Genomic DNA, 26,227 nt, shown 5'->3' on the forward strand with positions numbered 1-26,227 from the left:
GATGTCGGGTGCGAGCGAAGGCGGTCCGATCCTGGTGTTTCTTGGCCCGACGTTACGCCTCGCCGAGGCCGAGGCGGCACTCGACGCCATCTATCTGCAGCCCGCAACGCAAGGCGATATCCTGCTTGCCGCCCATGCGTTTCACCCGCGCGCCATGGTCCTGATCGACGGGCAGTTCGAAGACCGGCCAGCCGTCCGGCACAAGGAAATCCTCTGGGCGATGGCGCAGGGAATCGTGATGATCGGTGCGGCCAGCATGGGGGCGCTCAGAGCCGCGGAGCTTGGCGATTTCGGCATGATTGGTGTCGGCCTGATATACAGATGGTACCGGCGCTTGCGCTTCGCTTCGTCCCCCCATGCCGCCGCTTATCCCGCACTTGCACCCGACAATGCGGTTGCCGTGCACTCGGCACCGCCGGAGCTTGGCTTTCTTCCATTGACCGATTCCCTGGTCGACCTGCAACGGACGTTTTCCGCACTGATGCGCCGCGATGTCATCACGCCTGCCGAGCGGGAGCGGCTCACAACAATTGCACGAAACCTGAATTTCCGCGAACGCACGTTCGCGACGGTACTGGGTGCCGCAGGCTGGCCGAAGGAGAGGATGCAGGAACTGCGACGGGAGGTCGTGGGCCAAAAGAGGCTGGACGCGCTGTCGGCGCTTCGAAACACACAAGCCCTCGTGCATCACGCCCTTGTGCATCACGCCCTTGTGCGGCGGGGGCCAGGGGGAGGCGATAGCACCTCGTGGGTCGCAACGAACACTTTCATCCGGGACCTCGAGGCCGGCGGGGTTGACTCAAATTTAGTGAACACTTATAAATTGAATCCGTAATTGCCGGACTTTTCAATCGAGGGGGGCAATTGTGCGATGCGTCTGCTTCGGGACGACTCCCTCGACGATGGTAGTGCGCGTTTAGGAACGCGCTTCTGGATATTCCCCCAGCCGCCCTTCATCCCTGGATATGAACAGCCCGACCGAGTCTGGCTGTCGATCATGCCGGACGAAATCGGCGAGGGTCCGAGCGATGTGGCGATGTATGTGGCAGACCCGGTTTACGACAAGCAGCCATACAGCCTCACGCGTTTGCCTCCGTTTGACGGTGCTCGACGGCCTTCGCCGCTGCCGGGTCCGGATCGCCATTTCGACAACATTGATCCCGCATCGCGCGCGTTTCTTGGCATACATGCCTATGCTTGCGTGCATTTCGTCCGCGACATCTGGCAGAGCTATCTCGGATGTCCAGTGCGTTGGTTCTTCGAGCAGACCTATCCCAAGCTCGAGATCGTTCCGTTCGTTGAGTGGGATAACGCACATGCGGGATACGGCTTCCTTGAACTTGGCCGTGCGCAGGTTGATGGCTTAGTGCGACCCTATGCATTGAACTTTGATACGATTGCCCACGAGGTTGGGCATTTCATCGTTCTCTCTGAGACGGGAATGCCGCGGGGGCTGTCACGGGATCTCGACTTCTTCCCCTTTTCGGAAGCCTTTTCGGACGCGGTCTCGTTGATTTCCTTTCTCCACTTCGATTCAGGCGTAGAAAGGTTACTGCGACGGACGCGCGGCAATTTGCTCCTTTACAGCGAGCTTAACCGTTTTGCCGAGACCAGCCCCGAAACGCAGATTCGTATGGCGACCAATGCACGGCGCATGTCGGATACGACGCGTGAAGTCCATGATCGCGGACTTCCATTCCTTGGCGCCATTTTTGACAGCATCGTCGAGCTCTACCATCAACAGCTGGTGTCGAACGGCTGCGCCGACAGGCGACTACTCGACATCGATCTCCGTGACCTGGAACAACACGAGTTCGATCGGTTCCGCGCAATGACCGCTGAGGCCTACGCAACCAAGCCGCTGTTCTTCAAATTGGCACTTGCAACGGCCCGTGACGCAGTGGGCCAGGCACTGGCGCGATCCCTGCGAATGCTGGAGCCCGCCACTCTCAGGCTCGACAGTGCGGCTCGCGCGATCATCGCTGCCGCGGACGCTGGAGCCGCGCAGCAATTGGAGGAGAATTTTGCCTGGCGTGAAATCATTACACCAATGGATAGGAACAGGAGATGGCGATGAGCGATTGCTTTGTCAATCCAGTTGTTGGCGATGTGCGAACCTTAACGGAGAAGATCGATTATGAATACTATAGACCTGGCGATTTAAGGTTGTATGGTCGCCCAGCGGAGTCTTACAAGAAGGATGAGAAGGACAATTCGATAAATGACGCTCTGAAAGAGATAGAAAATACGATAAGGCCAATCGGAGCAGGTGAAGATATTTTAGAGAAAATAAAAAGGATTATAGAAAACATATTCGATCTCATTAGAAAAAAGGCGGGAGTTGTGGGTGAAGGTATAACCGTTGCGGTATTTGATGGAGAACTTTATCACTTTTTGCCAATCGGACTGAACGTGAAACGCAATCACATAAAAAGTATTGGCGTGATCTATGGATACGCCTACGAGGGGCATTGCTACAAACTACCGAAACCGCAGATCATGTGCCTGTCCGAAAGACCGACGCCGGTCGCAAAGGGGGATTGCGGATTCGACCCCTCGTTTGGCTATGCCGTCTGGTCAATCGACAAGTTGGAGCGTGCCATAGTCCTCGATATTCGTGCCGACGATTTGAAAACGCTGGTGCTCGACGAAAACCTGCCGGGCAACCGCTCGCCACTGGCCTACGCGCAAGCGCAATCACTCGCTCCGCAACGGCATCGCGATTGAATTTTGCAAGGTTTCAGGAGCGCCGGTCTTGATTGCGGTTCTGGGTTCGAGCCAAGCTGCGACCGTAGTCGAGTTCCGCGGGCGCCCTCGCTTTGTCGTGCCGGATTCCAGCGCAAAGACGCCGGATACGACTATCTGCAGTCCGAAAGATACGCGATGCCGCAGAAATGCGCGCCCTATTGCAGGCTGCCGTCGCCGCTGCGGTCGGCCGCCTTGAAGTCCGCCATGACCCTGTTCAGGAACTCGCTCTGGCTAAGCTTGCCGTCGCCGTTCCTGTCGGTGGCGGCAAATTGCTGAGCGTTCAGTGCCTGCGCCACCTCGTCGGAGCGCAGGCTGCCGTCCTTGTTCTTGTCCAGGCTTTCGAAGGCCATCGTCATGAAGGCCTGGTATTCGGACCGATCGACCGCTCCGTTTCCATCACGGTCGAGGCGATCCATCTGTCCCTGTTTCATTGCGGCAGGCCGATCCTGCGCAGTGGCCGAAACGAGCTGACAAAGCGCGAATGCCGTCGTAAGAACCACTTTTCGCATCAGGGCCGCCTTTCGCTAATAAGCGCACGTCAATGCATTGCCGGCCGCGCTGCCGAGGGTGGCGCCGCCGCCGACAGCCCAGAGCTGGCCGGTCCCCGAGCCTATGGTCGCGCCGACCACGCCGCCGACGATCGCGCCGCCGACCGTCCCGGCAATGCAGCCGAACTCGCCTATGCCTCCCCCCTGGGATGTCGCAGCAGACTGGCAGCCGGACAAGGCGAGGGAGCCGGCGAGAATGAGAATTGGGGTGCTGCACTTGCTCATTTTTACCTCCAGTATATTCGTCCGCAGCCAATATGGATGCGCGGAGGCGCCATTGAGTGGCGTCCGATGTAAATAAGCTCCTGAGTATGTCTCCCGAAGTGCGAGAGGCTCTTCTGTTCGATCAGAAGCAGCTCATTGTCGAAACGTGCAGTCTGTCGACGAAGACGTCCGAAACTGCGGGCAAATACTACCGCCAAGGACGGATGATGACAACTCTTGAGCGGCTTCAGGCCCCGGCGAGGCGGCGCTGCCTCGAGAAGCAGCGCGCCAGACGTTGCTATTCCGTCGCAATCATTCCAGAGAGCACGGCCTTGGCGACCGCCTGGAAGCGGTTTCGAGCATCGAACTTGCGGATGATGCCCGATTCGAGCGTCAGGGCTGCGGCGATGTCCATATCCATCAGTTGCGCGATGCGCGCGGCAGGATGCCCCTCCGCCATCAGGCCGAGGCATTCGCGCTCTATTGGCGACAGGTGGACGTCTCCGGGTGTCGGGTCGGCAGGGTCTCTCGAGCCAGTTTCAAGCAGCTCGGCGATCCGCTGCATCTGCCGGCGCAGGATCGATTGCTGCGCCGCCAGTTCGCGGCGGCGCGACTGCAGCGCGGTCGCGAAGATCCGATCGGCCTCCTCCTGGCCTTGCGCCGCATCGAGCGCCGCCATCAGTTCCTGGATTGCGGCGACCGGCATGTCGATTTCCCGGCACGCGTTGATCACGGCCATGCGACGGATATGCCCTTCGCCGTAGACGCGCATGGGACCGAGGCGTGCGGCGTTCAGCAGTCCCTTCTCCTCGTAGAAGTGCAAAGTGCGGTGCGTCACGCCAAAGGCCTCGGCCATCTCGGCAATCGCGAGCCGATCGCCCGAGCCAAAATACGGAATGGACAGCTTCGGCAGAAAACGGCCAGTGCCCGGTGTTGCACTGGCAGCCTCCGCATTCTTCCATGGATCCTGTGCCATTTCCGCGCCCCCCGTTTCCCGCCTCACGACATCGTGATCAGCTGATCGCGATCGCCGCCACAGGCTGCCTCTTGGGGCACATCGTGCGCGTGGCACGACTACTACGGACCAATGTGCTCACCCTTCACCGGCCCTGCGCTGCAAAGGCGCGGGGCGCAGATGGGCTGGAGCTCCTTGCGCGTTCGTTCGAACGTGCGGTGCCCCAACGGGCAACCAGGCATTTAAATTCTAACGCACGAGTTCACGGTAAGCGCGAATCAGCGAAATGAACAGCCCTCAATATTAGGGGTGAAATATTGGCAAGAGCAGGTTGCGCCGCAAGGCTGCAACACCGGGCGCTGGTTGCGGCACTTTCCTTGCAGCCGATCAACCTGGTCAGTGGCCGAAGAGTTGGTTCGGTCCCTTGGCAGAGAGGATGAAGAGCGGTTCATCGCCCTTGAGGGGGGCAAGTTCCTGCTGGCATGCCCAGGCTTCCTGGAAGCTCTCGCGCGTCAGCAGCTTCTTGTAGCGCGCCGTCGTCACCATGCATCTCATCAATGTGCTCTGCAGCCCCTCAGCAGCCGCGTGAGCGTATATCTCGCCATTGAGACCGAATAGCTGCGCAGCAAGCGAGGTGGTCCTGTAGAGAATGTCGGATTCACTTGCTAGCTGTTGCGCGCCAATGAAATCCTGACGGAGCGGCACGGCTTTTCCATCGTGCGAAAGGCTGACGCGGATGCCGGGCGCCGGGCTATCGTGCCAGGCGACCGTAACGGAGAAGGCGAGCGCCGGATTCCGGGAGCCCGACGCATGTGAAGACCCGGCTGAATCTGCCGCGGCAAGGGTCTTGTGGCGGAGCGCCGCTGCGCGCAGCAGCGTTGCAAAATGCTCGGCGTTCCCATGTTCGGCATCAACGATGAAGCCTACGGAGGGAAGCCCGCGGACGGCGGCCATTGGGCCATTCGCAAGCTTGGCTTCCGCATCGAAGTCGAGCGCCATCTTCGGGGAAGGCAGCGGCGTGAACAAGAGAAGCGGGAGCACCGTCAGTACGGCCCAAGGCGAGGAAAATGGAGTGGGCTGCCATGTGGGCCGGTGTTTGGAAGGGCGGCCCCTTCCAGCCGCCGCCAAGCGCGCGGTGGCTGCCGCGGCCGGTTCGCGCAGGTGGCGGTACTCCGGCACATAGGTCCCCTTTGGAATGCTGATCTGCCATTCTTCGCCGGCCCCCTCGGCTTCGTAGAAGCCCTTCAGCATTTTGCGCAATTTGCCGGCGTGGACGCGCACGAGAGGGTCGCTATCGGCATCGAAGGCCTGGTTACGTCCGAAGACGTCGACGGCGATCGAATAGCCTTTCAGTTGTCCGGCTTCGCCGACAATTTCCTTCTCGACCACATAGGCGAGGAAGGCGCGCAGCCGTTCGGAGCGCCGAAAGTTCTTGCTGTCGAGAATCCGGCCGAGCGCCGATCGGATCGTCTCGTCGCAGGGCCTTTCGGCTGACGTCATCAATGGCTCCGGAAGAGAGGCGCTATACCGTGGGGTGTGAAAAGCAGGCAAGTTTAAGCTGATTCGAAACTTAGACCCAAAAGATGGTGGTGTCAGGTTTCGCAACAAGAAATGTCAGCTTTTTCTGAAGTGGAGCGGAGCCACGTCATATCCGCGAAAAGCACAGTGGCACGGGCGGACGTCCGTGCCAGGTTGATGTCAGATCCGGGGCAGTGCCGGCTAAATGCGGCTGCGATATTCCAGTTTGGGATACCAGTCCGCGCCGCGACCCTCCGGCGTCGTGTCGAGCAGGTGCCACAGCGGATCGGGATCGGGCGCGTCGCGCGGGTCCTGGCCGGGATCGGCCATCTCGCCGCTCATCTCGGCGCTCCAGAAATGCCGGATCGTGCCGCCCCGGCGGGTGAAAACCGTGTAGCCGGCGGCGTCCGCGTCCTCGGCACTGACATAATCGCGGGTAAAGCTCCCCTCGCTGTCGGAATAGACCTTCAGCTGGGTCCAGCCTCGCGCCTTCTTGGCCTCGATCAGCCGTTCGATCGGCGAACGAGCGACCATCGCCAGAGCGATGCGTTGCTCGATGTCCGGCACCTTTCCCTCCCAGGATGCCATCAGCGACGTGCACATGGGGCAGGGCTTCTCGCGCTTCGGGCCGAACATGTAGCTGTAGACGATGAGCGTGTCCTTGTCCCCAAAGAGGTCGGCGAGCGTCACAGTGCCGTTCTCCCCCTCGAAAACATAGGTCCGCGGCACTTCGCCACCCGGCGGCAACTGCCTGCGCTGCGCAGCCACCCGCTCGATGTGGCGGCGGAGTTCGATTTCCTCGGCAAGCAAAGCGTTGCGTGCCTGGCGGTACTCGGCACTCTCATTGGGGAAGCGGGCGCGGTTCCTTGCGGCAAGTTCCGATGCGGGGACGAGTGGGGCCTGCGTCGTCATGATCGCTCTCCTCCTTCTTCGCTGCGACATGGTCCGGGGATAAGGTTGATATCAACATAATGAGGCGCTGTCAAAACGCCTCGACGAACCCGTGCAAAGGCCGATTCCGGTCTTGCAAAATCTGCGGTAGAACTGCGACGATTGATTTGGTCGCCGACACACTCCTTCGAGTGCATCGCTTTGAAAGTTTCGATATGCCCGCAAAGCTTTCCGTGAATCTCAATGCCATCGCCATGCTGCGCAACCGGCGCGATCTCCCATGGCCTTCGGTGACCGGCGTCGGCCGGATCGCGCTTCAAGCCGGCGCGAGCGGACTGACCGTCCATCCGCGACCCGATCAGCGGCACATCCGGTTTTCCGACCTGCAACCGATCCGCGACCTGATCGACGACGAATTCCCGGCGGCCGAATTCAACATGGAAGGCTATCCCAACGAGGAGTTCCTCCAACTTGTCGAACGGCACGAGCCGGAGCAGGTGACGCTGGTGCCCGACGACCCGGCACAGGCGACCTCCGACCATGGCTGGAATTTTCGCGAAAACCGAGCCCTGCTCGCCAGCGTGGTGGGGCGCCTTAAGAAGAAGGGCTTTCGCGTATCGCTGTTTGCCGATGGTGACCCGGACGCGGAAGCGCTGAAGTTCGCCAGGGAGACCGGCGCCGATCGCATCGAGCTCTACACGGGGCCTTATGGCGGCTGCCACGACGATCCCGACAAGGCCGAGCGGATCGCCGGCGAACTCGGCCGCACGGCCGAAATCGCAATCGGCCTCGGCCTCGGCGTCAACGCGGGACACGACCTGACGGTCGCCAACCTGCCGCTGCTCGTCAAGCACATCCCGGCGCTCGCCGAGGTCTCGATCGGCCATGGCCTGACGGCCGACGCGCTGGAACATGGCATGGCCGAGACGGTGCGCCGCTTCCGCCGCGCCTGCGGCGAGGCGGTGTAAGGCCACCTCACGAGATGCAATCGCCCACGGGGCGGGCGCAGGCCGGCGACGGCATTTGTTGTTGCTGCAGAGGCACAAACATGGCGTGGTCGATCCCTGCGGGCTGAAATGCAGGCCAGGCAAATTCCGACATGGCGACCAAAAGCCTGTTTACAATCGGCAAGGTCCGTGGTCTCCTTTGCCCAAGACAAATTCGCAAGCATTTTGCCCTGGAACTAGCGTTCCGGGGACGTTTGGTTTTTCAGTAGGAATTCGGCGACGCCTAATGTCGGCGAAAGCAGGCCAGAATTCGGTTCACAGCACGAAAAAGTGCATCCGGCACATGGCTATGAAATGGCAAGATCTACGAGGGAGAAGCCATTAGCAGGCGTGCTGGGCGACAGGCCCGGCGTCCCCTCGACATGCGACGCAAGTCGTTGCCGAGTAGTTGACTTTGCCAGACAGCGGATTTTGTTGAGCAAGAAATATTGACGGGTGATGACATGATCTTCACGGATCCGGTCTTCCTCTTTTTGTTTCTACCGGCGACGTTGTTCGCATTTTATCTGGCGCTGTTGACGAGAGGCAGTAACGAGGCGCTCCTCGTCCTTTTCGTCGCGTCGATCATTTTTTACGTACCCTATGGGCTCTCTTCGGCCGTCCTGCTCGCGGCAGCGCTGCTCGTGAACTTCAGCGTGGCGAACGCGCTCCTGAACATGGAGGACAATCATCCCTATCGGCGCACCGTCTATGGCGTCGGGCAGACCTACAACATCGCCTCACTCTGCTATTTCAAGTACAAGATCGTCACCGTGCTGTTCGGGGCAGAAAACGGTGCGATGACGGATTTCGCCGGCATCGCCATACCGGCGGGCATCTCCTTCTACACGTTTCACCAGGCAGCATTCCTCGCAGACGCCTATGCACGCGAGAAAAACGTCGTCGAGTTCTTCGCCGGCGCGCGTTCGCTGGTCGGAGGGTTCTGGGCGTTCTGCCGCTATGGAGCCTTTGTCAGCTTCTTTCCACAGTTGATCATCGGCCCGATAAGCTACCTCCACGAGTTCCACCCTCAGGTGAGGTCCCGAACATTCGTCGGTCTCAATCCGATGGATATCGCGGTGGGGCTGGCCTTCGTCTCGATCGGTATGTTCAAGAAGGTTGTCATCGCGGACAATCTTGCGCCGACGGCCGACCTTGTTTTCGGAGTGGCGCAAACGGGCGCGGTGATGGATCCGGCGCGTGCCTGGATCGGCGCCTTTTCCTACATGGCGCAACTCTATTTCGATTTTTCCGGCTACTCCGACATGGCGCTGGGGCTCGCCCGGATGTTCGGACTGCGCTATCCGGTGAATTTCTTCTCGCCACTCAAGGCAACAGGGATCATCGACTACTATCGCCGTTGGCACATGACGCTGACACGCGTCATTGCCCGTTTCCTGTACACGCCCCTGTCGATCGCTGGAACGCGCTATAGCGTGAAAAATCGGCTGTCGCCGGTCACCGGGCAAGTGCTCAGCCTCTGGCTGCCGGTCCTTATTAACTTCCAGGTTATCAGCCTCTGGCATGGCGCGACCTGGACCTTCGTCGCCTTCGGCCTGATGCACGGTGTCTGGTACGCGGCGGAGGCGGAGATCAGGGCCAGCCAGAAATACAAGACGCTGCGGGCGCGAACGTCGCCCGTTATCAGGATGTTCGTCGAGCGTGCCATATTCACCCTGCTTCTTTGCCTGACGCTCGTGATGTTCCGGTCTGAAACGATCGGTGCGGCGTTCCACCTTTACGCGCAGATGTTTGCAGCATCGATCCAGGCGCCCCCCGCCTTCGCGCTGCGCAACCCCGTGGCCATGCTGCTTTTTGCCTTCGCAATCATTTATCTGCTGCCCAACGGGGTGGAACTGATGCGGCGCTACCGGCCGGCAATCATGACCTACGAAAATGTGAGCTACGGATTTGCATTTCTGCGCAACATTTGGAGACCCTCCTGGGCCTGGGCCGCATTCGCGGCGGTGCTGACGGTGTCATCGCTGCATTTTGTGTCGCGGCAGCCGCCCTTCCTTTATCAGGGATTTTGAGGCATGAGCAGCAAGAAGCGCGCCATATTCATGGATGCTCCTTCCTCGCCAAAAACGGCGCAGTGGCCCCGTGCGGTTGGGGACGCGACCGGCGGCAGGCTGGGTGGCGGACGCCCGAATGGTCGGCGTTGGCGCGCCGCCGCCCCAATCCTGGTCACATTCGGCATCATCTGGCTCACCTATCTTGCGATCGTCGCTGTGGTGATCGCGACCGATCCCTACGACATCTACCGGTGGGGCTCGGCACTTCAGTCGAAGAGAAGCGATATGCCCAGCGACCGGCTCCGGGCGATCAACGTCGCGGCAAAAAAGGCAAGTATCGATACTTTTCTCGTCGGCGGGTCGACGACCGAGATGTACTCTCCCAACGAGATTTCGGCAGCACTCGGCGGAAAGGCGATCGCCTATAACCTAAGCTACGGCGGGCCGCGCCCGATGGATCGCGACATCGTTCTCGACCAGCTGGCGGAGAACTCCCAAGCCAAGCACATCATCATCACCTTCGACTGGATGTATATTCTCGGCAGCGAAACGATCCGCCGGAATTTTCCTGAGTTTCTTTACGACGAGGAAATTACCGACGACATCCGAATGGTGGATCTCACAGCGCTCCGCCGTACATTGAGGGTGCTGTTGGGCCTTGCCAACCACGGGCCGGATGACGGCGAGACCTATACACATCTCGTCGCGGAGCAGCGCGACGATTTCCATCAGCCCGCGCGAATGGCCGAGCTTGATAGGCTGGTCGAGGAGTTCCGGCCGGTGATCGATGCACCGAGCGGCAAGACATGCAGTGATTTCGGAGCGGTCGAAGAGCAATTGGTGCCGCGCGTGCACACCTTCTCTGAAAAGGGCGTCAAGATCGACATTCTCATGCCGATCCTGTCCTACGTGAAGTACTATCACAGCGTCAGCAACATCAGCCCGACGATACTCGACGAGGTGTTGATCTCCCGCAAGTGCCTTGTCGAAGCCATTGATGGCTTGCCGAACGTGCGCATCTTCGGATTCGACGACGATCCGGCCGTCGCCGGGGATCTTGGTAACTTCCGCGATCCGGGGCACATCGACAATCCGGCTCTGCTTAAGCGTACTCTTGCTTCGCTTTCCACCGGCGAGAAGCGGCTTACGGCGGCGAACATCGACGAATACCTGCGGCGTATCCGGAGCGAAGTGAAGAACTATCACGTCAGAAACAGCTATCTCGAAAGAACGAGGTGACCGGGCTCGCGCGGCTAAATGCCGGCTCATCCGCATGTCGCCTTGAGCTGCGGTCAAATCGAGGTCGAGCGTATGTCCGATCATGAATCTTACCTCTCCCAAGTGGCAGACGTCATTCGCGGCCTGTTCGACGAATACGACGGCCCGATTACCATGGAGACGACGGCGCGCGACGTTCCGCAGTGGGACAGCCTCTCTCATGTGAGGCTGATGGTGTTGATCGAACAGGAACTGGGCGTGCGCTTCAGCACCACCGAAGTCCAGGGATTCCAGAATCTTGGTAGCCTGATCGACGCGGTCGTCAAGCACAAGAACTGATTGCAGGTCAGCCACGCGGCGATTGGAGCAGGAGCTCGTTCATGAGCAGTCTATTTCCGTGGAGAAGACCGCTGGAGGAGGGCTGGGGCGCACGAGTGAGCGAGATCGAGGCGGTCGTCGCCAGCGGCCGGATGCCGGATTACGCGTCCGTCAGAGCCGCGGCCAACCAGCAGCTCGGCCCCCGCGAACAGCTCCGAATCGAGCGCCTCGCCAAGCGCATCGAGAAGGTCGAGGCAAAGGGCTTCACCCGCATGGAACTCGGCCTCCTCGGAAGCCGGACGCTCAGCTATCTCCGCGAGCCCTTGGGCGCCGCGGGTCTGGCGAGAGGTCTGCTCGTGTCCGGACACGAAGCGCCGTATGATCACGTCGCGAGCTTCGCTTTCTCCGGACACAACTGTTTCGAGCGGCGGCTCGATGCCGTGCTCGCGGTTCTGGGCGAAGCTTCCTTCCAAGGCTTGCGGCCGCTGTTGGACCGCGCCGCGGAGGACGAGGCCCTGCATGAGGCGGAAAGGCTGGTTTCCGCGATCGGGGCGGCGGCGCGCTCGAAAACGGGATGTCCGGTAATCATCGCGACGTTGCCGCCGCCCCTCCAACTGGCTTCCGCGGACAGCGCAACGCCCGGCTCGAGCGCTCGCTTCCGCCTACGGATCAACAGGATGCTTGCCGATGGAGCGGCCGAAAGGAGATGGCTGATCTGGGATCAGGCGGCACTTGCAGCGCGGGTAGGGCTCGAGCGTTGGTTCGATCCGATCGCCTATCATTCGGCGAAGGCGCCCTTCAGCGTTCAACTCTGTCCGCTCGCGGCGGACAGCGTTGCCTCGTTGCTCGCGGCGATGAGCGGCAGGAGCGCGCGGGCACTCGTGCTGGATCTCGACAATACGCTGTGGGGCGGCGTCATCGGCGATGACGGCATAACCGGCATCCGGATCGGCCAGAACTCCGCAGAGGGGGAGGCCTTCGTTGCGTTCCAGCATTTCCTCCTGGGACTGCGGGCGCGGGGGGTGGTCCTTGCCGTTTGTTCAAAAAACACCGATGCCATTGCGCGCGAGCCATTCAGGCACCATCCGGACATGGTGCTGAAGGAAGAGCATATCGCCGTATTCCAGGCGAATTGGGACGACAAGGCTACGAACATCCGCGCCGTCGCCGAGGCACTCGGACTAGGACTGGAGTCGCTTGCCTATGTCGACGACAACCCTGCCGAACGTGAGCGCGTGCGGCGGGAGCTTCCTCTGGTCTCCACGATAGAGGTGGGCGAGGACCCGTCCTTCTTCATCGAACGGATCGCCCGATCGGGCCTGTTCGAACACTTGCCGCTGAATTCCGACGATCTGGCGCGGGCAAGCAGCTATGGCGGTCGCGCCGCAGTCGCCGAGATCCGTGCGCGGGTCGGAAATTATGAGGACTATCTGAAGTCGCTCGAAATGCAGATGACGATCTCGCCTTTCGACGCGGTGAGCCGTCCGCGCATCGTTCAGCTGATCAACAAGTCCAATCAGTTCAATCTGACGACCCGCCGCTACGATGACGAGGATGTCAGCCGGATGCAGGAGGATCGGGAGCTTCTGGGCTGGCAGGTTCGGCTCGACGACAGGTTCGCGCAGCACGGCATGATTGGAGTGGTCATCATCAGGAAGCACGGGGCCGAGTGGGAGATCGACACTTGGCTGCAATCGTGCCGCGTCCTTGAACGCGGGGTGGAGCAAGGCATTATGAACAGCCTGTTCAAGGAGGCCTCGGCAGCCGGAGTGGAAAGCATTCGCGGCCGCTACATCCCGACGGAGCGCAACGGGATGGTGTCGGAATTCTACCCGCGCCTCGGCTTCGAGGTCGTTACGAAGAGCGGCGACGGCTCCATGAACTTTGCCTGCGGCGTAGCGCGATATGCGCCCCATCCCGTCTTCATGAATATCAGTCTCCTGCGATAGGATCGGTTTCCCTGACGTCGATATCGGCGACTTGCCGAGCGAGCGAATCCATGCAATATCCATACATCTTCAAGGACGGGTGCTTGCATGGGTAGGGATCGCGGGGGACTTTCGTGGGTACCGGCGCTTGGAAGGGCGAGCGGACCGCTTTACCTCGCCATTGCTGATGAGATTGCTGCGGACATCGCGGCGGGGCGGTTGCCGGCTGCGACACGTTTGCCGCCGCAGCGGGCGCTCGCGGCCGCACTCGGCATCGACTTCACGACCGTAAGCCGTGCCTATAACGAGGCGCGGCGTCGCGGTTTGATCGAGGGCCGAGTGGGGCAAGGCACCTATGTAAAGGTGCGTCTGAGAGGTGCCGGCGGTTCGTCTCCCGGCGGGCTCGTCGACATGAGCATGAACCTGCCGCCGCTCTTCGATGATGCGGCGCTCGCGGAAAGGATGTGGCGCGATATCGCCGATTTGCAGCACGAGCGGGACCTTGCCCTGCTGATGCGCTATCAGCCGGTCGGTGGCGCCCGGCAAGACCGGGCCGCGGGGGCGGCATGGCTGAAGCCGCGGCTTGGCGAGGTTTCGCCGGAGCGGGTGCTGGTCTGTCCCGGAGCGCAAGGGGCGCTGCTTGCGACGCTTGGCGTGCTGGCGACAAAGGGCGAGAGGATCTGTGCCGAGGCGCTCACCTATCCGGGCCTTCGCTCGCTGGCGGCTCATCTCGGCATCGAAGTCCTCGGTGTCGCCATGGACGAAAAGGGCATTCTGCCCGAGGCTTTCGAGGCCGCCTGCCTCAAGCACCGGCCCAAGGCGCTGTACTGCAATCCGACGCTGCACAATCCAACAACCGCCACGCTTCCGTTGAAAAGGCGCGAGGCGATCGTGGCGATTGCGCGCAGGCATGGTGTTGCCATCATAGAGGACGACGCCTATGGCGCATTGCCCGCAACGCCCGTGCCGCCACTTGCATCCCTTGCTCCCGATCTCGTCTATCACGTGGCGGGGCTCGCCAAATGTCTCTCGCCCGCACTTCGGATCGCCTATCTGGCCGTGCCGGATTCAGCGACGGCCGTTCGCCTGGAGAGTGTCATCCGGGCCACGGCCGGTATGGCATCGCCGCTCTCGGCGGCGATTGCCACGCGTTGGTTCGAGGAGGGGACGGCGCAAGCGGTTCTCGCCGCCATTCGCAGCGAGGCGAGACGTCGTCAGCAGATGGCCGCCGACAGGCTGTCCCGGGCCGATGTTTCCACCGACCAGGAAAGCTTTCACGTCTGGCTGAGATTGCCGCCTCATTGGAGCCGAGGCGAGTTTACGGCCCGGCTCAGGGCAGTCGGGATCAGCGTCGTGGCGAGCGATGCCTTCGCGCTTTCGGAACCTCCGGAGGCCGTACGTCTCGGGCTCGGCGCTCCAGAGACCGAGACCGAGCTCCAGCGAAGTCTCGACGCCATTTCCGACCTTCTCGCAAAGCCCTCCGCGGCGCTCAATCTCGTTGTCTAGATATTGGAGCGGGATGCGGGCGGAAAACCGCGCACACCCTTCCTCACTCCTACGGTAAGAGCGCGTCGCCTGTTTTCGCGGAGTTCTCATGGGCGGAAGTGTCGCAGCCGCAATTGCATACAATTGTTGACGATGTATGCTTTGTATGTTTCCGTGATTTCCACAGAAGTCACGGGGCCTGTCCGCGGCCGGTCGCCGTTTGCGGAACCTCCGACCCCGGTTCCCGGCTTTGCCAATGCCCGCGAAAAAGCTCTTGGAAAGGAAGAATGATGTCTTCAAACGACGACTGGCCGCCTCTGTCGCCGCTGCACACGGGCCTGCGTGGTCGCTGCCCGCGCTGTGGGCAGGGACGCCTGTTCGAGGGGTTTCTGAAGCTCCGGCGAGAGTGCGAGGTCTGCGGGCTCGACTATTCCTTCGCCGACCCTGCCGATGGTCCCGCATTCTTCGTGATTTGCTTCGCCTGCGTGCCTAGCGTGTTTCTCGGCGTCTGGCTGGAAGTGCAGTACAATGCGCCGCTCTGGGCGCATCTGATGGTCACGGGGCCGTTCATGCTCCTGACCTGCATTCCGCCGCTGAGGCCGCTCAAGGGCTGGTTGGTCGCCAGCCAGTTCTTCTACAAGGCCGAGGAGGGCAAGCTCGTGCGCAATCCTACGACGCCCCCGCCGGAGGAGCCCAAAGCGACTGCCGCGCGGGATTTGAGGTAGATTTTGAGGCGCCCGGCGCCGCAGTCGCGGGCGTGGAAAAACAACCCATGACGGAGTACATCTCGATCCTGACCTGTCCCGCCTGCCGCCACCAGTCCGCCGAAATCATGCGGCCGGACGCGTGCCTGCACGTTTGCGAGTGCAAGGGCTGCGGTGTGCTTCTGAGGCCGAAGGCCGGGGATTGCTGCGTTTTCTGTTCCTATGGTTCCGTGCCATGTCCTCCGGTCCAGGAGGAACGCGGCCGTCGATAGGGCGCTCACATTCCTCATCCGCTCGCTACCAACGGGCGATGCGAGTGGCACCGAGCGCACCGAGGAGTGTCAGGATCGCGATCGCGATCGTATACCATGTCGCAACGAACAACGGTGAATCGTCCGTGCAATGGGCGGCATAGAAGGTCGCGGCGAGGCCGCCGGCGGTGAGCCCGGAAACCGCGCCTGCAAGCCCGGGATGGGAGGGCGCGCCGTGGCGTAGCGCAAGCAGCAGCAAAGCGAGCGGCCCAATGCCGATCAGCGGAATGAAGGTGAGGCATACCAGACTGTTCGTCCCGACGAGCCTAGCCGACCACGTGTCCGGTGGCGTGACGGCGAGTTCCGCGATAACGCCCGCCGCCAACAGCGCCGGCGCTATAGCAATACGTGGCAGCGACCGGCGGACGTCCGCTTCCGGGCGCGACAGGATATTTGCTAGGCCGAATGCGCTCGCGGCAAGGGCGACGGTCACCCCGAACTTGAAGAGGAAGCGGAAGGTTTGCGCGGCGTCGGCAATGTCCGGCCTCGCGCCAAGCAGGGCGAAGAAGATGGCGGCGGCGAGGGCGACAGCCGCGAGAACGGCGCTCGACCACGCGGCCCTCATTGATATGCGGCTTCGCCGGGCGTCCGCCGAAAGGGCCTTGATGAGTTCGCGCGTTTCCATGTCAGTCACGTCCAAATCGTCTGGCGATAGCAGCAAGGCCGCGATGGAGTGCGACACGGACTGCAGTTTCGTTCATGTCGAGGCTTCTTGCCGCCTCGGCTATCGTGCGCCCTTCGACCGAGATCGCCGTTACCACTGAACGCTGGCCGGGGGTCAGTGTCTTGAGCGCACGGTCTATCTCCCAGTCCCTCACGGATTCGGCTTCCTCAACTGCGAGCTGGCCCTCCAGATCGCTGATATCCACCCGCGGCTGGCGGCCCAACCGTCTTAGGGCATCGACAAGCTTGTGCTTCGCGATGGCATAGAGCCACGGCGCTACCGGGCCGTCGGTTCGCCAGGTGTGCCGTTTCACATGGATCGCCAGCAGGGTTTCCTGGACGATGTCTTCCGGATCCAGGCCACCGAAAGCGGTTCTGCGCCGCGCCCAGCCACGAACAAGCTCCGCGGCGGCCTGCAGGAAGTCGCCATAGGCTCGCTCATCGCCGGCGAGCGCCGTGCGGAACAGCCGGGCGAGATCGCTGTCGTCCACCTGTCTTTCCTCCCAATTCGCCGGCTCCGACCGCTTGTTACATATGCGCCCGCAAATTTTCTTTTCGGCGTGCCGCCGGGACAGAGCCGTTCCGCATTGCGGCGCCGATCACGTTCATGATCTTCGGCCGAGTCAATCCAAAATCATCGTGATCTCGCGCAGAACCGTGCTCACGAAAGCGTGTGGGCGAGGAATGTAACATATCTCCCATTGGCGGCGAACGAGGCTCTGTGCGGCCCCGAAAGGCGCGCACAAGACCCGTCAAGATGGAGAGATGTGATGTCCAAGAAATCCACGATCAATACGGCTGCACTGGCAGGCGCTGTGGCGGCGGCGCTTTCGTCGCTGGCGATCGCCGCGCCGCTTTCGCAGGAACAGGTCAAGGCCGCGATGGATGGCGGCAAGGAGAAATGCTTCGGAGTCGCGCTGAAGGGCCAGAATGATTGCGCGGCCGGACCGGGCACGACCTGCCAGGCGACATCGACGGTCGACTACCAGGGCAACGCCTGGAAATTCGTCGACGGCGGTACCTGCGCGACGATGGACCTGCCGGGCGACCGCAAGGGCTCCCCGGAACCGCTGTCGCGCGACCTTCCCTCCTAAGCGAAGCTGCAACACAAGCCGGAAAGTGGAGGCGACGATGCCCACATTGACATTTCATGCGGATCGCAGCGCATCGGGAACTCTCCGCTTTCCGGCGCATCCGATCGACGGACAGGCTGGTACGAGTTTCAAGCACCAGCATCTGCCATCCATCCTTGCGGACAGCGACCGGGACGGCGGCTTCTTCGAGGTTCATGCGGAAAACTATATGGGGGCGGGCGGTCCTCCGCATGCGGCGCTCACGCGAATACGGGAGGACTATCCGGTTTCGCTTCACGGTGTCTGCATGTCGATCGGCGGGCCCCAGCCCCTCGACAGGGCCCATCTCGGCCGCTTTGCGGGGCTGGTCGAGCGGTATGAGCCTGCGCTCGTCTCGGAGCACCTGGCCTGGTCGACGCACAACACCACCTATTACAATGACCTCCTGCCACTGCCTTACACCGAAGCCACCTTGCGGCGCGTCGCCGAGCACATCGACGAGGTGCAGGAGGCGATCCGACGCCCCCTCCTGCTGGAGAACCCCTCGACTTATGTGCTCTTCAAGGAGTCGACAATGAGCGAGACCGCCTTCATCCGGGAGATCGTCAGACGTACCGGCTGCGGCCTGCTGCTCGACATCAACAACGTCTTCGTCTCGGCGACCAACCAGGATTTCTCCGCGCTTGAATATCTTTCGGACTACCCGCTCCAGCACGTCGGCGAGATCCACCTGGCCGGCCATGCCGAGCAGGAGGACGACGAGGGCGATCGGCTGCTGATCGACAGCCACGATGGGCCGGTTGCGGATGCCGTTTGGAAGCTCTTCGAAATCGCGGTCGGCCGCTGCGGCCCGATTCCGACGCTTATCGAATGGGATAGCGCAATTCCCGAATGGCCGGTGCTGAAATCCGAGGCGAAGGCGGCGCAGTCGATCCTCGATCGTCATGCGGTATTGCGACGGGAGAGGGTGCATGCAAACGCTTAGGAAGGGCGATGGGGAAGCCGTCGAGGGACCCGGCTATCCGGAGGGCCTGGTGGAAGGGCTGCTTGATCCCGGTTGCGCGACCCCCTCGCTTGTGGCCGGCCCGAAAGGCAAGGCGGCCGACAAGCGCTTCAATGTCTACCGCAACAACGTGACCGTCAGCCTCATCGATGCGCTCGCTGCGGTATTCCCCGCCACTATGCGCATCACCGGTGAGGCGTTCTTTCGCGCCATGGCGCGGTTTCACGTCCGCGAGGCGCCGCCCACGTCGCCGCTCCTCTTCGAGTACGGCCGGGATTTTCCGGATTTCATCGCGCGTTACGAATATGCGCAGTCGATGCCCTGGCTGGCGGATGTCGCGCGCATCGAGCGGGCCTGGCTCGATGCCTATCACGCGGCGGACGCGGCCGTGCTGGAGGTGGGTCTCCTGGCCTCGGTCCCGCCAGAACGGCTCGGCGGGCTCGTGTTCGTGGCACATCCAGCGACCCGCATTGTCCGTTCCGCCTACCCGGCCGTGACGATCTTTTCAGCGAACCGGGCGAGCGGCCCGGTAGGGCGCATCAACGCTACGGCTCCGCAGAGCGCACTTGTAACCAGGCCGGCGCTGGACGTGGAGGTTCGCCGCCTGCCGCCGGGCGCCGATATTTTTCTCGACGGCCTGATGGCAGGCCAATCCTTGGGGAGCGCGGCGTCGACGGCGAGCACGTCCTGCCCCGAATTCGATCTCGCGACCGCCATGCGCACGATGCTCGAGGCCGGTGCCGTCGCGGCGATCCAACAGGGAGGATGAGATGCTGACGTCCAAATGGAGACTTTTCGACAAGCCCGCGGGGAGGGGAGGCTTGCTCGGGCGGATCGACGGGCTGATTGGCGCCATGGCGCCCGGATCCCTTGCCCAGCTTGCATTGCGCTTTGGACTCGCCGTGCCCTTCTGGCGCTCCGGCATGAGCAAGTGGGATGGCTTCCTGCAGCTGAACGATGTCGCGGTCCTGCTCTTCACTTCGGAACTCAAACTGCACCTGCCGGGTGGCCCTTACGACTTTCCCACGCCGGCGGTGATGGCGTTTGCGGCGGCTTGCGCGGAAATCCTGTTGCCGACCCTTCTCGTCTTCGGGCTGGCGACGCGCCTTGCCGCTCTCGGCCTGCTTGCGATGACGATCGTCATTCAGCTGACGGTGCCAGATGGATGGCCGATACATCTGACCTGGGCCGCGATGGCGCTTGCTGTCATCACCTGGGGCGCGGGCAGGCTGTCGCTGGATTGGTGGCTGGTTTCTGGATCGGGAAAGGGGTAAGCGCCCTGCGCCGTTCATCCTGCCTCCCCGCAAGCGGGCGACTCCGCAGACGGGGCGCGGCCCAGGCTCACAACATCGGACTTCACCCCGGGTTTCCCTGGTCCAGATTGTGCTGCCACTCAATCGCGTCCTCCAGGCGGTCGTGACCCCAGAAAAGTTCGCCATCGGCGACGAAGGAGGGCGAACCGAAGAGGCCGATCTCCTTCGCTTCCCTGGTCGCGGCGTCTAGCGCCTCGGCACCGGCTGCGGTGCTTGCCTGCTGCAGCACGCGGGCAGGGTCCTGCCCGGCCTCCTTGATGCTCGCCGAGAGATTCGGCTCGCTGCCGGCGGCCTCGCGGTCGACGAACCAGTGCCGGTAGGTGGCAATCGCATAGGCAGGGCACCACCCTTCCTTGGCGGCGAGCACCGCGACCCGGTTGGCCACTGCGCGGTCGGCGAGCGGATAGGGGATAGGCAATCTCAAGGGCAGGCCGAACTTCGCAGCACGTCGCTCGATATCGCGCCACATATAGGCGGCCTTGAGCGGCTTGTCGGCGAAAGGGCTGTCATTCGCCTCGGCCTGGATCGCGTAAGCGTCGAAGGGCCTCCAGCGAACCTCAACGCCCGCCCTTTCGGCGACCTCCGGTAGCCGCATGACGGCGAGAAAAGTGTAGGGGCTTCCTATCGAGAACCAGAAGTCGATCGGCGCCGTCATCCTGCTTCCTCCTCAACCGAGTGATCTCACGATAGCAATGCGCTGGGGCGAGAGGGTGGCGGAAGCGCAGGCTTCCAGAAAAACTTCATGATGGCCCAAGGCGGCGGGATGGACGAGATCGGCCCGGCGGCGGACGCCGGGCCGATCGCCACTACGACAATTGCTTCAGTGGGCGAGCGCCGCCCTGTTCGCCTCGAGGAAGGCGGCGAGGTCGAGCGGGACTGTTCCGGTGAGGCTAGCCACGTCGTCGGTCACGACATCGAAATGGCCCTCGCGCGTGTTGGTGTCGAAGGAGACGAGGATCGGAACGAAGAAGTCCGGCAGCCCGGCTCCCCTGAGGCCGCCTGCCAGAGCCTCGTCAGAAATGTGGACGACGTCGAGCGTCTTTCCGGTTGCCTCGGCGACGTGGCTGGCGATCTCCGCGGTCGTCAGAGCCTGTGCTCCCGTTAGCGTATAGGTGCGGCTTTCGATCGAACCCGATTCCAGCGCGGCGGCAGCCGCCCTGGCGAGGTCCTGGCGCGCCACATGGGAGATCCGGCCTTCGCCGGCGGACGAGAACCATTGCCCGGTCTGAAGTGCATGCGGCAGCGCTAGGAACAGGTTCTCCATGTACCAGGCATTGCGCAGGATCGTGTAGGGAATGCCGTTTGCCTTGATGGCGTTTTCCGTGCCGAGATGATCGGCGGCAAAGGGAATGACCGAGTTTTCCGGGTTGGGCATGGACGTATAGAGAATGTGCTTCACGCCGGCTTTCTTGGCGGCGTCGACGGCGGCGAGATGCTGCTTCAAGCGCTTGCCCGGCTCGTCCAGGGTGTCGGTCGAGATGATGAGAATCCGGTCGGCGCCGGCAAAGGCCTTTTCGAGCGAGGCAGGATCGTCGAAGTCGGCGGCGCGGGTCTTGATGCCTTTGGCCGCATAATCGGCGAGTTTGGCTGTGTCGCGGCTGGTGGCGATGATATCGTCCGGTTTCGTCTTGCCTGACGCGAGAAGCGCATCGAGTACGAGTTTGCCGAGCTGGCCTGCAGCGCCGGTTACGAGCAATGTCTGGGACATGATCTTCCTTTCACTTCGCTTTCCAGCTTCGCAACGCCTCCATCGGCTTATATCGAATGCTGGTCTCTTTTTGAGAGTTGCTCTTATCCCGTAATCTGCTAAGAGCTGTAAAGGAGGCAGTTTTTTCTGCCATGGTTACGGAAAGGGTACCGCGGTGAACAAGGCGACGGGCGAGGTGAGGGGCAAGCGGGTGGCAATGGTCGGCGGCGTGCCGATGGATGTCGACAATTGCCCGGTCCGCGACGTGATGGACAATATCGGCGGCAAGTGGAATTCGCTGATGATCCTTTCACTCGCCGACGGGCCGCTGCGGTTCTCGCAGCTCCGGAGGCTGATCCCGGACATTTCGCAGAGGATGCTCACGCAGACGCTGCGAGACCTGCAGCGCGACGGGTATTTGAACCGCACCGTCTATCCGACGCAGCCGCCGAGCGTCGAATACAGCCTCACCGACCTCGGCCGATCGTTCCTGGCTGTCCTCATACTGTTCGTGGACTGGTCGCTTGAAAATCACGACTCGATACGCAAGGCGCGTATCGAGTTTGACGCCGCCGCGTAGGCGGCGCGGGGCTCAAGCGGCGCGGCTTACGTCGCGCATGCTCAGCGCGAATTCGACTGCGGCTTCGGCGTGGATTGCCGTGGAATCGAAGCCCGGCAGCGGCAGGTTGGCCGGATCGAGGATCAGGCAGATTTCGGTGCAACCGAGAATGACGGCGTCGGCGCCCTCGGCCTTCGCCTTTTCGACGAGCGCCACCAGCGCCGCGCGCGAAGCGTCCAGTACCTTGCCGGCGCAGAGTTCGTCGAATATCACCTCGTGGGTCAGCTTGCGGCCATCGGCATCCGGCACGATCAGTTCTATGCCGTGCGCCTTCATGCGCTCGGCATAGAAGCCGTGCTCCATGGTGTAACGGGTGGCGAGCAGCAGCGGCTTGCGGCGGCCTGCAGTCTTGAGGCGAAGCGCGGTCGCGTCGATGATGTTGATCAGCGGTACATCGACCGAAGCCGCCACGGCGTCGGCGATCAGGTGCATGGTGTTGGTGCAGATCAGCACGCAATCGGCGCCGCCGGATTGAAGCGCGCGCGCAACATCGGACAGGCGCCCGGCCGCCTCATCCCAGCGGCCGGCCTTTTGCAGGTCGACGATTTTCTGGAAATCGACGGAATAAAGCAGCACCTCAGCCGAGTGCAATGCACCCAGCCGCTCGCGAACCGCCTCGTTGACCATCCGATAGTAGACCGCCGAACTTTCGAAGCTCATGCCGCCGATGAGGCCGATCCTGCGCATTTCCATCAACTCTCTCCCTTTTTGCATCCGATCGCTGGAACTGAAAACGAGAGCGCGTTGCCACTTTCCGATCTTGTTCCACCGGTAAGATTATGACGCGGGGCGGGTTGGATTTGTTTGCTTTGAAGGCTATTTAAGGAAAGAACATCAAGAGCTTTTTGCGTCGTTTGTTCAGTTCGTGCAAAATGTAGGCGTCACAGTGGCGTGGGGTGAGGAGTAAAGGGCGTGCTGGACGAAAGGGACCGAAAGCTGCTCACGCTTCTGCAGGAGGATGCGAGCCTTGCAATGGGGGATCTTGCCGAGCGGGTGAACCTTTCCTTATCCGCCTGCTCGCGCCGCATCCAACGGCTGGAAGAGGCGGGTTATGTGGCCAGACGCATCGTCGTTCTCGACCGAGAGAAGATGGGCGTGCCCACGACGGTTTTCGCGCTCATCAAGACCGCGCATCATTCCGATGAGTGGATCGAAAAATTCCGTCGTGCGATCAGCGATATCCCCGAGATCGTCGAGGCACACCGGTTGACGGGTAACTACGACTACATCGTCAAGGTTGTGCTGCCGCGTGTCGAGCAATATGACATGGTGTACAAGCAGATCGTGCGCAAAGTTGAACTCTTCGACGTTTCCGCCTCGATCTCGATGGAAGTCCTGAAAAGCGGGACGGCGGTTCCGGTCCGTTACGCCGAGTAAGGAGCGCGGTATTGCGCGTTGCAAGAAAAGCCATGTCGGTCCGCCGCCGATGTGACGCGGTTGGATCCGTTGACCGAACGAGGCAGCAGCCATGGAGCAAAATCATCACGTGGTGGTCGTGGGAGGCGGCTTCGGCGGGCTAGAACTTGTCAACGACCTCAGGGGCGCCCCGGTCCGCATCACACTTATCGATCGACGCAACCACCATCTCTTTCAGCCGCTGCTCTATCAGGTCGCGACCACCATTCTCGCGACCTCCGAGATCGCCTGGCCGATCCGTCATCTTTACCGCGACCGACCGGAGGTGATGACGCTGCTTGGCGAGGTGCAGGGCGTCGACAGGCTGACAAAGACTGTGACGCTCGCGAATGGCCAGGCAGTTCCCTACGATACGCTGGTGCTCGCAACCGGCGCGACGCACGCCTATTTCGGCCGTGACGAATGGGCCCCCGTAGCGCCGGGGCTGAAGACGCTCGAGGATGCGACGACCATTCGCCGGCGCGTGCTGCTCGCATTCGAGCAGGCCGAGATCGAGGAGGACCCCGCCAGGCGCGATGCCCTGTTGACCTTCACGATCATCGGCGCGGGGCCGACAGGAGTGGAACTCGCCGGGATCATTGCCGAAATGGCGCACCGGACCCTGCCGGGCGAGTTCCGCCGCATCGATACGCGTCAGTCTCGCGTCGTGCTCGTCGAGGCAGGGCCTCGCATTCTGCCGGCCTTTGCGGAAGAACTTTCCGCCTATGCAATGACCGAACTCGGGAAGCTTGGGGTCGAGGTGCTCACCGGAACGCCGGTGACGGACTGCACGGAAGCAGGCGTGAGGATCGGCGACAGCTTCGTTCCCAGCCGCACGCTCGTCTGGGCGGCCGGCGTTCAGGCATCTCCGGCCGCCAATTGGCTCGGGATCGTGGCGGACCGCGCGGGACGTGCCATCGTCGATCAGCACCTGACCGCACCGGGAAACCCGGATGTCTTCGTGATCGGCGACACCGCCTCGGTCAAGCAGGAGAACGGTACGCCGGTGCCGGGCATCGCGCCGGCTGCCAAGCAGCAGGGTGCCTTTGTCGCCCGGGTGATCCGCGCCCGGCTCGCGGGCCAGCCGATGCCCAAGGCCTTCCGCTACCGCCACCAGGGAAGCCTTGCCACGATCGGCAAGCGCGCCGCGATCATCGACTTCGGCAGGATCAAGCTCAAAGGAGGGCTTGCCTGGTGGATCTGGGGCATCGCCCATATCTATTTCCTGATCGGCACCCGCAGCCGTTTTGCGGTCGCCTGGAGTTGGCTGTGGATCTTTCTCAGCGGCCAGCATAGCGCGCGGCTGATCACGCAAAAGGAAACGCACCGCAGGGAGGAATAGTGGCGGCGATCGCAAGTCGACGATGCAGCCTGTGTTTGCCCTATGCAAAATGGCGAAAGGGGCAAGTTTGCGACGCATGCTCCGATCGCCGATATGGACCGACGTTGCGATGGCGCTTGCAGCGATCGACGAGTTCTTGCCGATCACGCGCGGTACGGTTGAGATGAAAGTTGGTTTGCGATGGTTCAGCCCGACGCACGGGCCGACTGGCCGCACCAGGATACGGGCCGGCTGGTGCGCTTTCTCACCAACCCCTCGGATACCAGAAGGTCGCCTAGCGATTTGCCGCCTCTCATCACCACCCGGAGTTTTCCCGCCTCCTCGTCGGCAAACCCGCCCGCCGAGTCGACCAGCGTGAATTTTCCGGCGTTCAGCAGTTCGCGCAGCCTTGCCTTTGCATAGGAGCCACGCGACCGCTCAGCGTCGCATTTCGCGAGTTTCGTCTCGGGCGCATCGATGTCGGCAATGAGGATCCTCTCGCCGTTGAAGAGGAACGTGTCGCCATCGATGACACAGTTATCGTGGCGAATGCCGCAGAAATAGAAGGTGCCATTTTCTGATCGAAATGAGGCAGCTTGCGCCTGCGGCTGTTCCACGGGCCGGCCGATCGGCGCAGGTGGCGTCAACGCGGGTTTCCGAGCAATGGCGCCCGTGTGTTCCTTCGGCCGGGTCTCGACGGCTGCCGTTTTCGGTTTCTTTTCGGGTGGCGAAAGCAGCGCCGTCAGTTCTCGATCGCCGGGAAGGTCTCCGAGTTGTTCCCGGTGATCATAGGCGACGACGCCTCCGATAAGAATGACGGCTGCGAGGTACCACAGGCCCATGCCGCCCTGGCTGCCCTTCCGACGTGCGCCGCGCTTCCGTCGCGTGGAATTTCCCTTGGCCATCCGATTCGATCCTCGATTTCACGCAGCATTATCGGGACGAGGAGTTGCTGAAAGGTTGTCGTGGAAATCGGGCGGTTGACCGAATAGGCAAGGGCGGGATCCGTCGGAACCCGCCCTTTGCAGATTTCGTCTCCGTCGCCGCTATGTCGCGCTGCACCGTAGACGCGCATCGTATGGCCTTGATGCCTTCGCGAAGCACGCCGCGATGCGCTTGTTAGCGGTTTTCGTCGCTTTTACCGGAACTGCCAGGCGTCCCGTCGCCACCACCGTTGCCCCCTCCGTTATTGCCGCTGCCGCCACCCCCTTCGCCGCCTTCGCCGCCGCCGCCGTTACCGCCGCTGCCGCCGTTGCCACCGCCGCCATTGCCGCCGTTACCGCCGTTGCCGCCGCCGCCGCTGCCGCCGCCGCCGCCGCCGCCG

Annotated in this window: 30 protein-coding genes; 19 read left to right on the forward strand and 11 right to left on the reverse strand. The window is 62.1% G+C overall.

Translation table 11 applies throughout. The annotated features are described in order from the left end of the window. Position 1 precedes the first annotated feature (1 nt). Genes AU381_RS18010 through AU381_RS29820 form a run of 3 tightly spaced genes read left to right on the forward strand, consistent with a single transcriptional unit; the run spans position 2 to position 2,727 of the window. On the forward strand, positions 2-835 hold the full coding sequence (locus AU381_RS18010) for a TfuA-like protein (RefSeq protein ID WP_064243088.1): 834 nt from the start codon (positions 2-4) through the stop codon (positions 833-835). Positions 836-871: 36 nt separating this feature from the next. After that, the gene (locus AU381_RS18015) at positions 872-2,077 is read left to right on the forward strand and encodes a gluzincin family metallopeptidase (protein ID WP_064243148.1); all 1,206 of its coding nucleotides are present in this window, start codon (positions 872-874) and stop codon (positions 2,075-2,077) included. Beyond that, the gene (locus AU381_RS29820) at positions 2,074-2,727 is read left to right on the forward strand and encodes a hypothetical protein (RefSeq protein ID WP_064243089.1); all 654 of its coding nucleotides are present in this window, start codon (positions 2,074-2,076) and stop codon (positions 2,725-2,727) included. The genes AU381_RS18015 and AU381_RS29820 overlap by 4 nt, the downstream gene beginning before the upstream one ends. Before the next feature lie 176 nt (positions 2,728-2,903). On the opposite strand, the gene AU381_RS18025 is transcribed toward AU381_RS29820, so the two are convergent. The 5 genes from AU381_RS18025 to AU381_RS18045 all read right to left on the reverse strand — a co-directional run bounded on the left by AU381_RS18025 (position 2,904) and on the right by AU381_RS18045 (position 6,885). After that, entirely contained in the window at positions 2,904-3,257 is a 354-nt protein-coding gene (locus AU381_RS18025) for an EF-hand domain-containing protein (RefSeq protein WP_064243090.1), read from the reverse strand. A gap of 15 nt (positions 3,258-3,272) precedes the next feature. Continuing rightward, positions 3,273-3,521, reverse strand: a complete 249-nt coding sequence (locus AU381_RS18030; protein WP_064243091.1) for a glycine zipper 2TM domain-containing protein — start codon at positions 3,519-3,521, stop codon at positions 3,273-3,275. Between the two features lie 277 nt (positions 3,522-3,798). Next, complete coding sequence (locus tag AU381_RS18035) at positions 3,799-4,476, reverse strand: MerR family transcriptional regulator (protein WP_064243092.1); 678 nt, start codon at positions 4,474-4,476, stop codon at positions 3,799-3,801. Between the two features lie 375 nt (positions 4,477-4,851). After that, the gene (locus AU381_RS18040; RefSeq protein ID WP_064243093.1) at positions 4,852-5,955 is read right to left on the reverse strand and encodes a hypothetical protein; all 1,104 of its coding nucleotides are present in this window, start codon (positions 5,953-5,955) and stop codon (positions 4,852-4,854) included. 219 nt (positions 5,956-6,174) lie between these two features. Beyond that, positions 6,175-6,885, reverse strand: coding sequence for a DUF899 family protein (locus tag AU381_RS18045; protein ID WP_064243094.1), 711 nt, complete (start codon positions 6,883-6,885; stop codon positions 6,175-6,177). Between the two features lie 194 nt (positions 6,886-7,079). Between AU381_RS18045 and AU381_RS18050 the strand changes: the two genes are divergently transcribed. The 8 genes from AU381_RS18050 (at position 7,080) to AU381_RS30770 (ending at position 15,790) form a co-directional block, all read left to right on the forward strand. Next, a complete protein-coding gene (locus AU381_RS18050; RefSeq protein WP_064243095.1) occupies positions 7,080-7,832 on the forward strand; it encodes a pyridoxine 5'-phosphate synthase in 753 nt (250 codons plus the stop codon). A 482-nt stretch (positions 7,833-8,314) separates the two neighbouring features. After that, positions 8,315-9,883 (forward strand): MBOAT family O-acyltransferase, encoded by a 1,569-nt coding sequence (locus AU381_RS18055; protein WP_064243096.1) that lies wholly within the window; start codon positions 8,315-8,317, stop codon positions 9,881-9,883. Between the two features lie 3 nt (positions 9,884-9,886). Further along, positions 9,887-11,104, forward strand: a complete 1,218-nt coding sequence (locus AU381_RS18060) for a TonB-dependent receptor (protein WP_244520089.1) — start codon at positions 9,887-9,889, stop codon at positions 11,102-11,104. A 72-nt stretch (positions 11,105-11,176) separates the two neighbouring features. Continuing rightward, on the forward strand, positions 11,177-11,422 hold the full coding sequence (locus tag AU381_RS18065; protein WP_064243150.1) for an acyl carrier protein: 246 nt from the start codon (positions 11,177-11,179) through the stop codon (positions 11,420-11,422). Positions 11,423-11,463: 41 nt separating this feature from the next. After that, positions 11,464-13,350 (forward strand): HAD-IIIC family phosphatase, encoded by a 1,887-nt coding sequence (locus AU381_RS18070; protein WP_064243097.1) that lies wholly within the window; start codon positions 11,464-11,466, stop codon positions 13,348-13,350. 87 nt (positions 13,351-13,437) lie between these two features. After that, a complete protein-coding gene (locus tag AU381_RS18075) occupies positions 13,438-14,835 on the forward strand; it encodes an aminotransferase-like domain-containing protein (protein WP_064243098.1) in 1,398 nt (465 codons plus the stop codon). A 269-nt stretch (positions 14,836-15,104) separates the two neighbouring features. Next, entirely contained in the window at positions 15,105-15,539 is a 435-nt protein-coding gene (locus AU381_RS18080) for a DUF983 domain-containing protein (protein ID WP_064243151.1), read from the forward strand. A 47-nt stretch (positions 15,540-15,586) separates the two neighbouring features. Continuing rightward, complete coding sequence (locus AU381_RS30770) at positions 15,587-15,790, forward strand: GDCCVxC domain-containing (seleno)protein (protein WP_082910137.1); 204 nt, start codon at positions 15,587-15,589, stop codon at positions 15,788-15,790. Between the two features lie 25 nt (positions 15,791-15,815). On the opposite strand, the gene AU381_RS18085 is transcribed toward AU381_RS30770, so the two are convergent. Both AU381_RS18085 and AU381_RS18090 read right to left on the reverse strand, forming a co-directional pair. Beyond that, positions 15,816-16,454: an NrsF family protein gene (locus tag AU381_RS18085; protein WP_064243099.1), complete on the reverse strand. Its 639-nt coding sequence runs from the start codon at positions 16,452-16,454 to the stop codon at positions 15,816-15,818. A gap of 1 nt (position 16,455) precedes the next feature. Then, a complete protein-coding gene (locus tag AU381_RS18090) occupies positions 16,456-16,983 on the reverse strand; it encodes a sigma-70 family RNA polymerase sigma factor (RefSeq protein ID WP_064243100.1) in 528 nt (175 codons plus the stop codon). 279 nt (positions 16,984-17,262) lie between these two features. Here AU381_RS18090 and AU381_RS18095 point away from each other — a divergent pair, with 279 nt between their 5' ends. The 4 genes from AU381_RS18095 to AU381_RS18110 are packed head-to-tail and all read left to right on the forward strand — an operon-like array spanning position 17,263 to position 19,842. Beyond that, the gene (locus AU381_RS18095; protein WP_064243101.1) at positions 17,263-17,586 is read left to right on the forward strand and encodes a BufA1 family periplasmic bufferin-type metallophore; all 324 of its coding nucleotides are present in this window, start codon (positions 17,263-17,265) and stop codon (positions 17,584-17,586) included. Between the two features lie 37 nt (positions 17,587-17,623). Next, positions 17,624-18,550: an MNIO family bufferin maturase gene (gene bufB, locus AU381_RS18100; RefSeq protein ID WP_064243102.1), complete on the forward strand. Its 927-nt coding sequence runs from the start codon at positions 17,624-17,626 to the stop codon at positions 18,548-18,550. Beyond that, positions 18,537-19,337 carry an HvfC/BufC N-terminal domain-containing protein gene (locus AU381_RS18105; RefSeq protein ID WP_082910139.1) on the forward strand — a complete coding sequence of 267 codons (801 nt, stop codon included), beginning with the start codon at positions 18,537-18,539 and terminating at the stop codon, positions 19,335-19,337. Before bufB ends, AU381_RS18105 begins: the two co-directional genes overlap by 14 nt. A 1-nt stretch (position 19,338) precedes the next feature. Further along, the gene (locus AU381_RS18110) at positions 19,339-19,842 is read left to right on the forward strand and encodes a DoxX family protein (RefSeq protein ID WP_064243103.1); all 504 of its coding nucleotides are present in this window, start codon (positions 19,339-19,341) and stop codon (positions 19,840-19,842) included. An 82-nt stretch (positions 19,843-19,924) separates the two neighbouring features. Here AU381_RS18110 and AU381_RS18115 read toward each other — a convergent pair whose 3' ends face one another. Together AU381_RS18115 and AU381_RS18120 are read right to left on the reverse strand one after the other, a co-directional pair. Beyond that, positions 19,925-20,536 carry a 2-hydroxychromene-2-carboxylate isomerase gene (locus AU381_RS18115; protein WP_064243104.1) on the reverse strand — a complete coding sequence of 204 codons (612 nt, stop codon included), beginning with the start codon at positions 20,534-20,536 and terminating at the stop codon, positions 19,925-19,927. Positions 20,537-20,701: 165 nt separating this feature from the next. After that, the gene (locus AU381_RS18120) at positions 20,702-21,589 is read right to left on the reverse strand and encodes an SDR family oxidoreductase (protein ID WP_064243105.1); all 888 of its coding nucleotides are present in this window, start codon (positions 21,587-21,589) and stop codon (positions 20,702-20,704) included. A 196-nt stretch (positions 21,590-21,785) separates the two neighbouring features. Here AU381_RS18120 and AU381_RS18125 point away from each other — a divergent pair, with 196 nt between their 5' ends. Further along, the gene (locus tag AU381_RS18125) at positions 21,786-22,148 is read left to right on the forward strand and encodes a winged helix-turn-helix transcriptional regulator (RefSeq protein ID WP_425288626.1); all 363 of its coding nucleotides are present in this window, start codon (positions 21,786-21,788) and stop codon (positions 22,146-22,148) included. A gap of 12 nt (positions 22,149-22,160) precedes the next feature. Here the strand turns inward: AU381_RS18125 and AU381_RS18130 are convergent, their stop codons facing one another. Continuing rightward, positions 22,161-22,880 carry an aspartate/glutamate racemase family protein gene (locus AU381_RS18130; RefSeq protein ID WP_082910141.1) on the reverse strand — a complete coding sequence of 240 codons (720 nt, stop codon included), beginning with the start codon at positions 22,878-22,880 and terminating at the stop codon, positions 22,161-22,163. A 219-nt stretch (positions 22,881-23,099) separates the two neighbouring features. On the opposite strand from AU381_RS18130, the gene AU381_RS18135 reads away from it, so the two are divergent. Then, on the forward strand, positions 23,100-23,564 hold the full coding sequence (locus AU381_RS18135; protein ID WP_064243107.1) for an Lrp/AsnC family transcriptional regulator: 465 nt from the start codon (positions 23,100-23,102) through the stop codon (positions 23,562-23,564). A 91-nt stretch (positions 23,565-23,655) separates the two neighbouring features. Next, positions 23,656-24,924 (forward strand): NAD(P)/FAD-dependent oxidoreductase, encoded by a 1,269-nt coding sequence (locus tag AU381_RS18140; RefSeq protein WP_064243108.1) that lies wholly within the window; start codon positions 23,656-23,658, stop codon positions 24,922-24,924. Positions 24,925-25,109: 185 nt separating this feature from the next. Here the strand turns inward: AU381_RS18140 and AU381_RS18145 are convergent, their stop codons facing one another. After that, entirely contained in the window at positions 25,110-25,808 is a 699-nt protein-coding gene (locus tag AU381_RS18145; RefSeq protein ID WP_064243109.1) for a thermonuclease family protein, read from the reverse strand. Positions 25,809-26,013: 205 nt separating this feature from the next. Between AU381_RS18145 and AU381_RS29825 the strand changes: the two genes are divergently transcribed. Further along, on the forward strand, positions 26,014-26,227 hold a 214-nt coding region (locus AU381_RS29825), incomplete at its 3' end, for a hypothetical protein (RefSeq protein ID WP_199275324.1).

It is taken from the genome of Sinorhizobium glycinis, from assembly GCF_001651865.1.
GTDB classification, from domain to species: Bacteria; Pseudomonadota; Alphaproteobacteria; order Rhizobiales; family Rhizobiaceae; genus Sinorhizobium; species Sinorhizobium glycinis.

What these genes read in the sequence shown, in the direction of transcription:
- AU381_RS18010 (WP_064243088.1), top strand. Translation starts at nt 2, where the DNA reads ATGTCGGGTGCGAGCGAAGGCGGTCCGATCCTGGTGTTTCTTGGCCCG.
- AU381_RS18015 (WP_064243148.1), top strand. Translation starts at nt 872, where the DNA reads ATGCGTCTGCTTCGGGACGACTCCCTCGACGATGGTAGTGCGCGTTTA.
- AU381_RS29820 (WP_064243089.1), top strand. Translation starts at nt 2,074, where the DNA reads ATGAGCGATTGCTTTGTCAATCCAGTTGTTGGCGATGTGCGAACCTTA.
- AU381_RS18025 (WP_064243090.1), bottom strand. Translation starts at nt 3,257, where the DNA reads ATGCGAAAAGTGGTTCTTACGACGGCATTCGCGCTTTGTCAGCTCGTT.
- AU381_RS18030 (WP_064243091.1), bottom strand. Translation starts at nt 3,521, where the DNA reads ATGAGCAAGTGCAGCACCCCAATTCTCATTCTCGCCGGCTCCCTCGCC.
- AU381_RS18035 (WP_064243092.1), bottom strand. Translation starts at nt 4,476, where the DNA reads ATGGCACAGGATCCATGGAAGAATGCGGAGGCTGCCAGTGCAACACCG.
- AU381_RS18040 (WP_064243093.1), bottom strand. Translation starts at nt 5,955, where the DNA reads ATGACGTCAGCCGAAAGGCCCTGCGACGAGACGATCCGATCGGCGCTC.
- AU381_RS18045 (WP_064243094.1), bottom strand. Translation starts at nt 6,885, where the DNA reads ATGACGACGCAGGCCCCACTCGTCCCCGCATCGGAACTTGCCGCAAGG.
- AU381_RS18050 (WP_064243095.1), top strand. Translation starts at nt 7,080, where the DNA reads ATGCCCGCAAAGCTTTCCGTGAATCTCAATGCCATCGCCATGCTGCGC.
- AU381_RS18055 (WP_064243096.1), top strand. Translation starts at nt 8,315, where the DNA reads ATGATCTTCACGGATCCGGTCTTCCTCTTTTTGTTTCTACCGGCGACG.
- AU381_RS18060 (WP_244520089.1), top strand. Translation starts at nt 9,887, where the DNA reads ATGAGCAGCAAGAAGCGCGCCATATTCATGGATGCTCCTTCCTCGCCA.
- AU381_RS18065 (WP_064243150.1), top strand. Translation starts at nt 11,177, where the DNA reads ATGTCCGATCATGAATCTTACCTCTCCCAAGTGGCAGACGTCATTCGC.
- AU381_RS18070 (WP_064243097.1), top strand. Translation starts at nt 11,464, where the DNA reads ATGAGCAGTCTATTTCCGTGGAGAAGACCGCTGGAGGAGGGCTGGGGC.
- AU381_RS18075 (WP_064243098.1), top strand. Translation starts at nt 13,438, where the DNA reads ATGGGTAGGGATCGCGGGGGACTTTCGTGGGTACCGGCGCTTGGAAGG.
- AU381_RS18080 (WP_064243151.1), top strand. Translation starts at nt 15,105, where the DNA reads ATGTCTTCAAACGACGACTGGCCGCCTCTGTCGCCGCTGCACACGGGC.
- AU381_RS30770 (WP_082910137.1), top strand. Translation starts at nt 15,587, where the DNA reads ATGACGGAGTACATCTCGATCCTGACCTGTCCCGCCTGCCGCCACCAG.
- AU381_RS18085 (WP_064243099.1), bottom strand. Translation starts at nt 16,454, where the DNA reads ATGGAAACGCGCGAACTCATCAAGGCCCTTTCGGCGGACGCCCGGCGA.
- AU381_RS18095 (WP_064243101.1), top strand. Translation starts at nt 17,263, where the DNA reads ATGTCCAAGAAATCCACGATCAATACGGCTGCACTGGCAGGCGCTGTG.
- bufB (WP_064243102.1), top strand. Translation starts at nt 17,624, where the DNA reads ATGCCCACATTGACATTTCATGCGGATCGCAGCGCATCGGGAACTCTC.
- AU381_RS18105 (WP_082910139.1), top strand. Translation starts at nt 18,537, where the DNA reads ATGCAAACGCTTAGGAAGGGCGATGGGGAAGCCGTCGAGGGACCCGGC.
- AU381_RS18110 (WP_064243103.1), top strand. Translation starts at nt 19,339, where the DNA reads ATGCTGACGTCCAAATGGAGACTTTTCGACAAGCCCGCGGGGAGGGGA.
- AU381_RS18115 (WP_064243104.1), bottom strand. Translation starts at nt 20,536, where the DNA reads ATGACGGCGCCGATCGACTTCTGGTTCTCGATAGGAAGCCCCTACACT.
- AU381_RS18120 (WP_064243105.1), bottom strand. Translation starts at nt 21,589, where the DNA reads ATGTCCCAGACATTGCTCGTAACCGGCGCTGCAGGCCAGCTCGGCAAA.
- AU381_RS18125 (WP_425288626.1), top strand. Translation starts at nt 21,786, where the DNA reads ATGGTCGGCGGCGTGCCGATGGATGTCGACAATTGCCCGGTCCGCGAC.
- AU381_RS18130 (WP_082910141.1), bottom strand. Translation starts at nt 22,880, where the DNA reads ATGGAAATGCGCAGGATCGGCCTCATCGGCGGCATGAGCTTCGAAAGT.
- AU381_RS18140 (WP_064243108.1), top strand. Translation starts at nt 23,656, where the DNA reads ATGGAGCAAAATCATCACGTGGTGGTCGTGGGAGGCGGCTTCGGCGGG.
- AU381_RS18145 (WP_064243109.1), bottom strand. Translation starts at nt 25,808, where the DNA reads ATGGCCAAGGGAAATTCCACGCGACGGAAGCGCGGCGCACGTCGGAAG.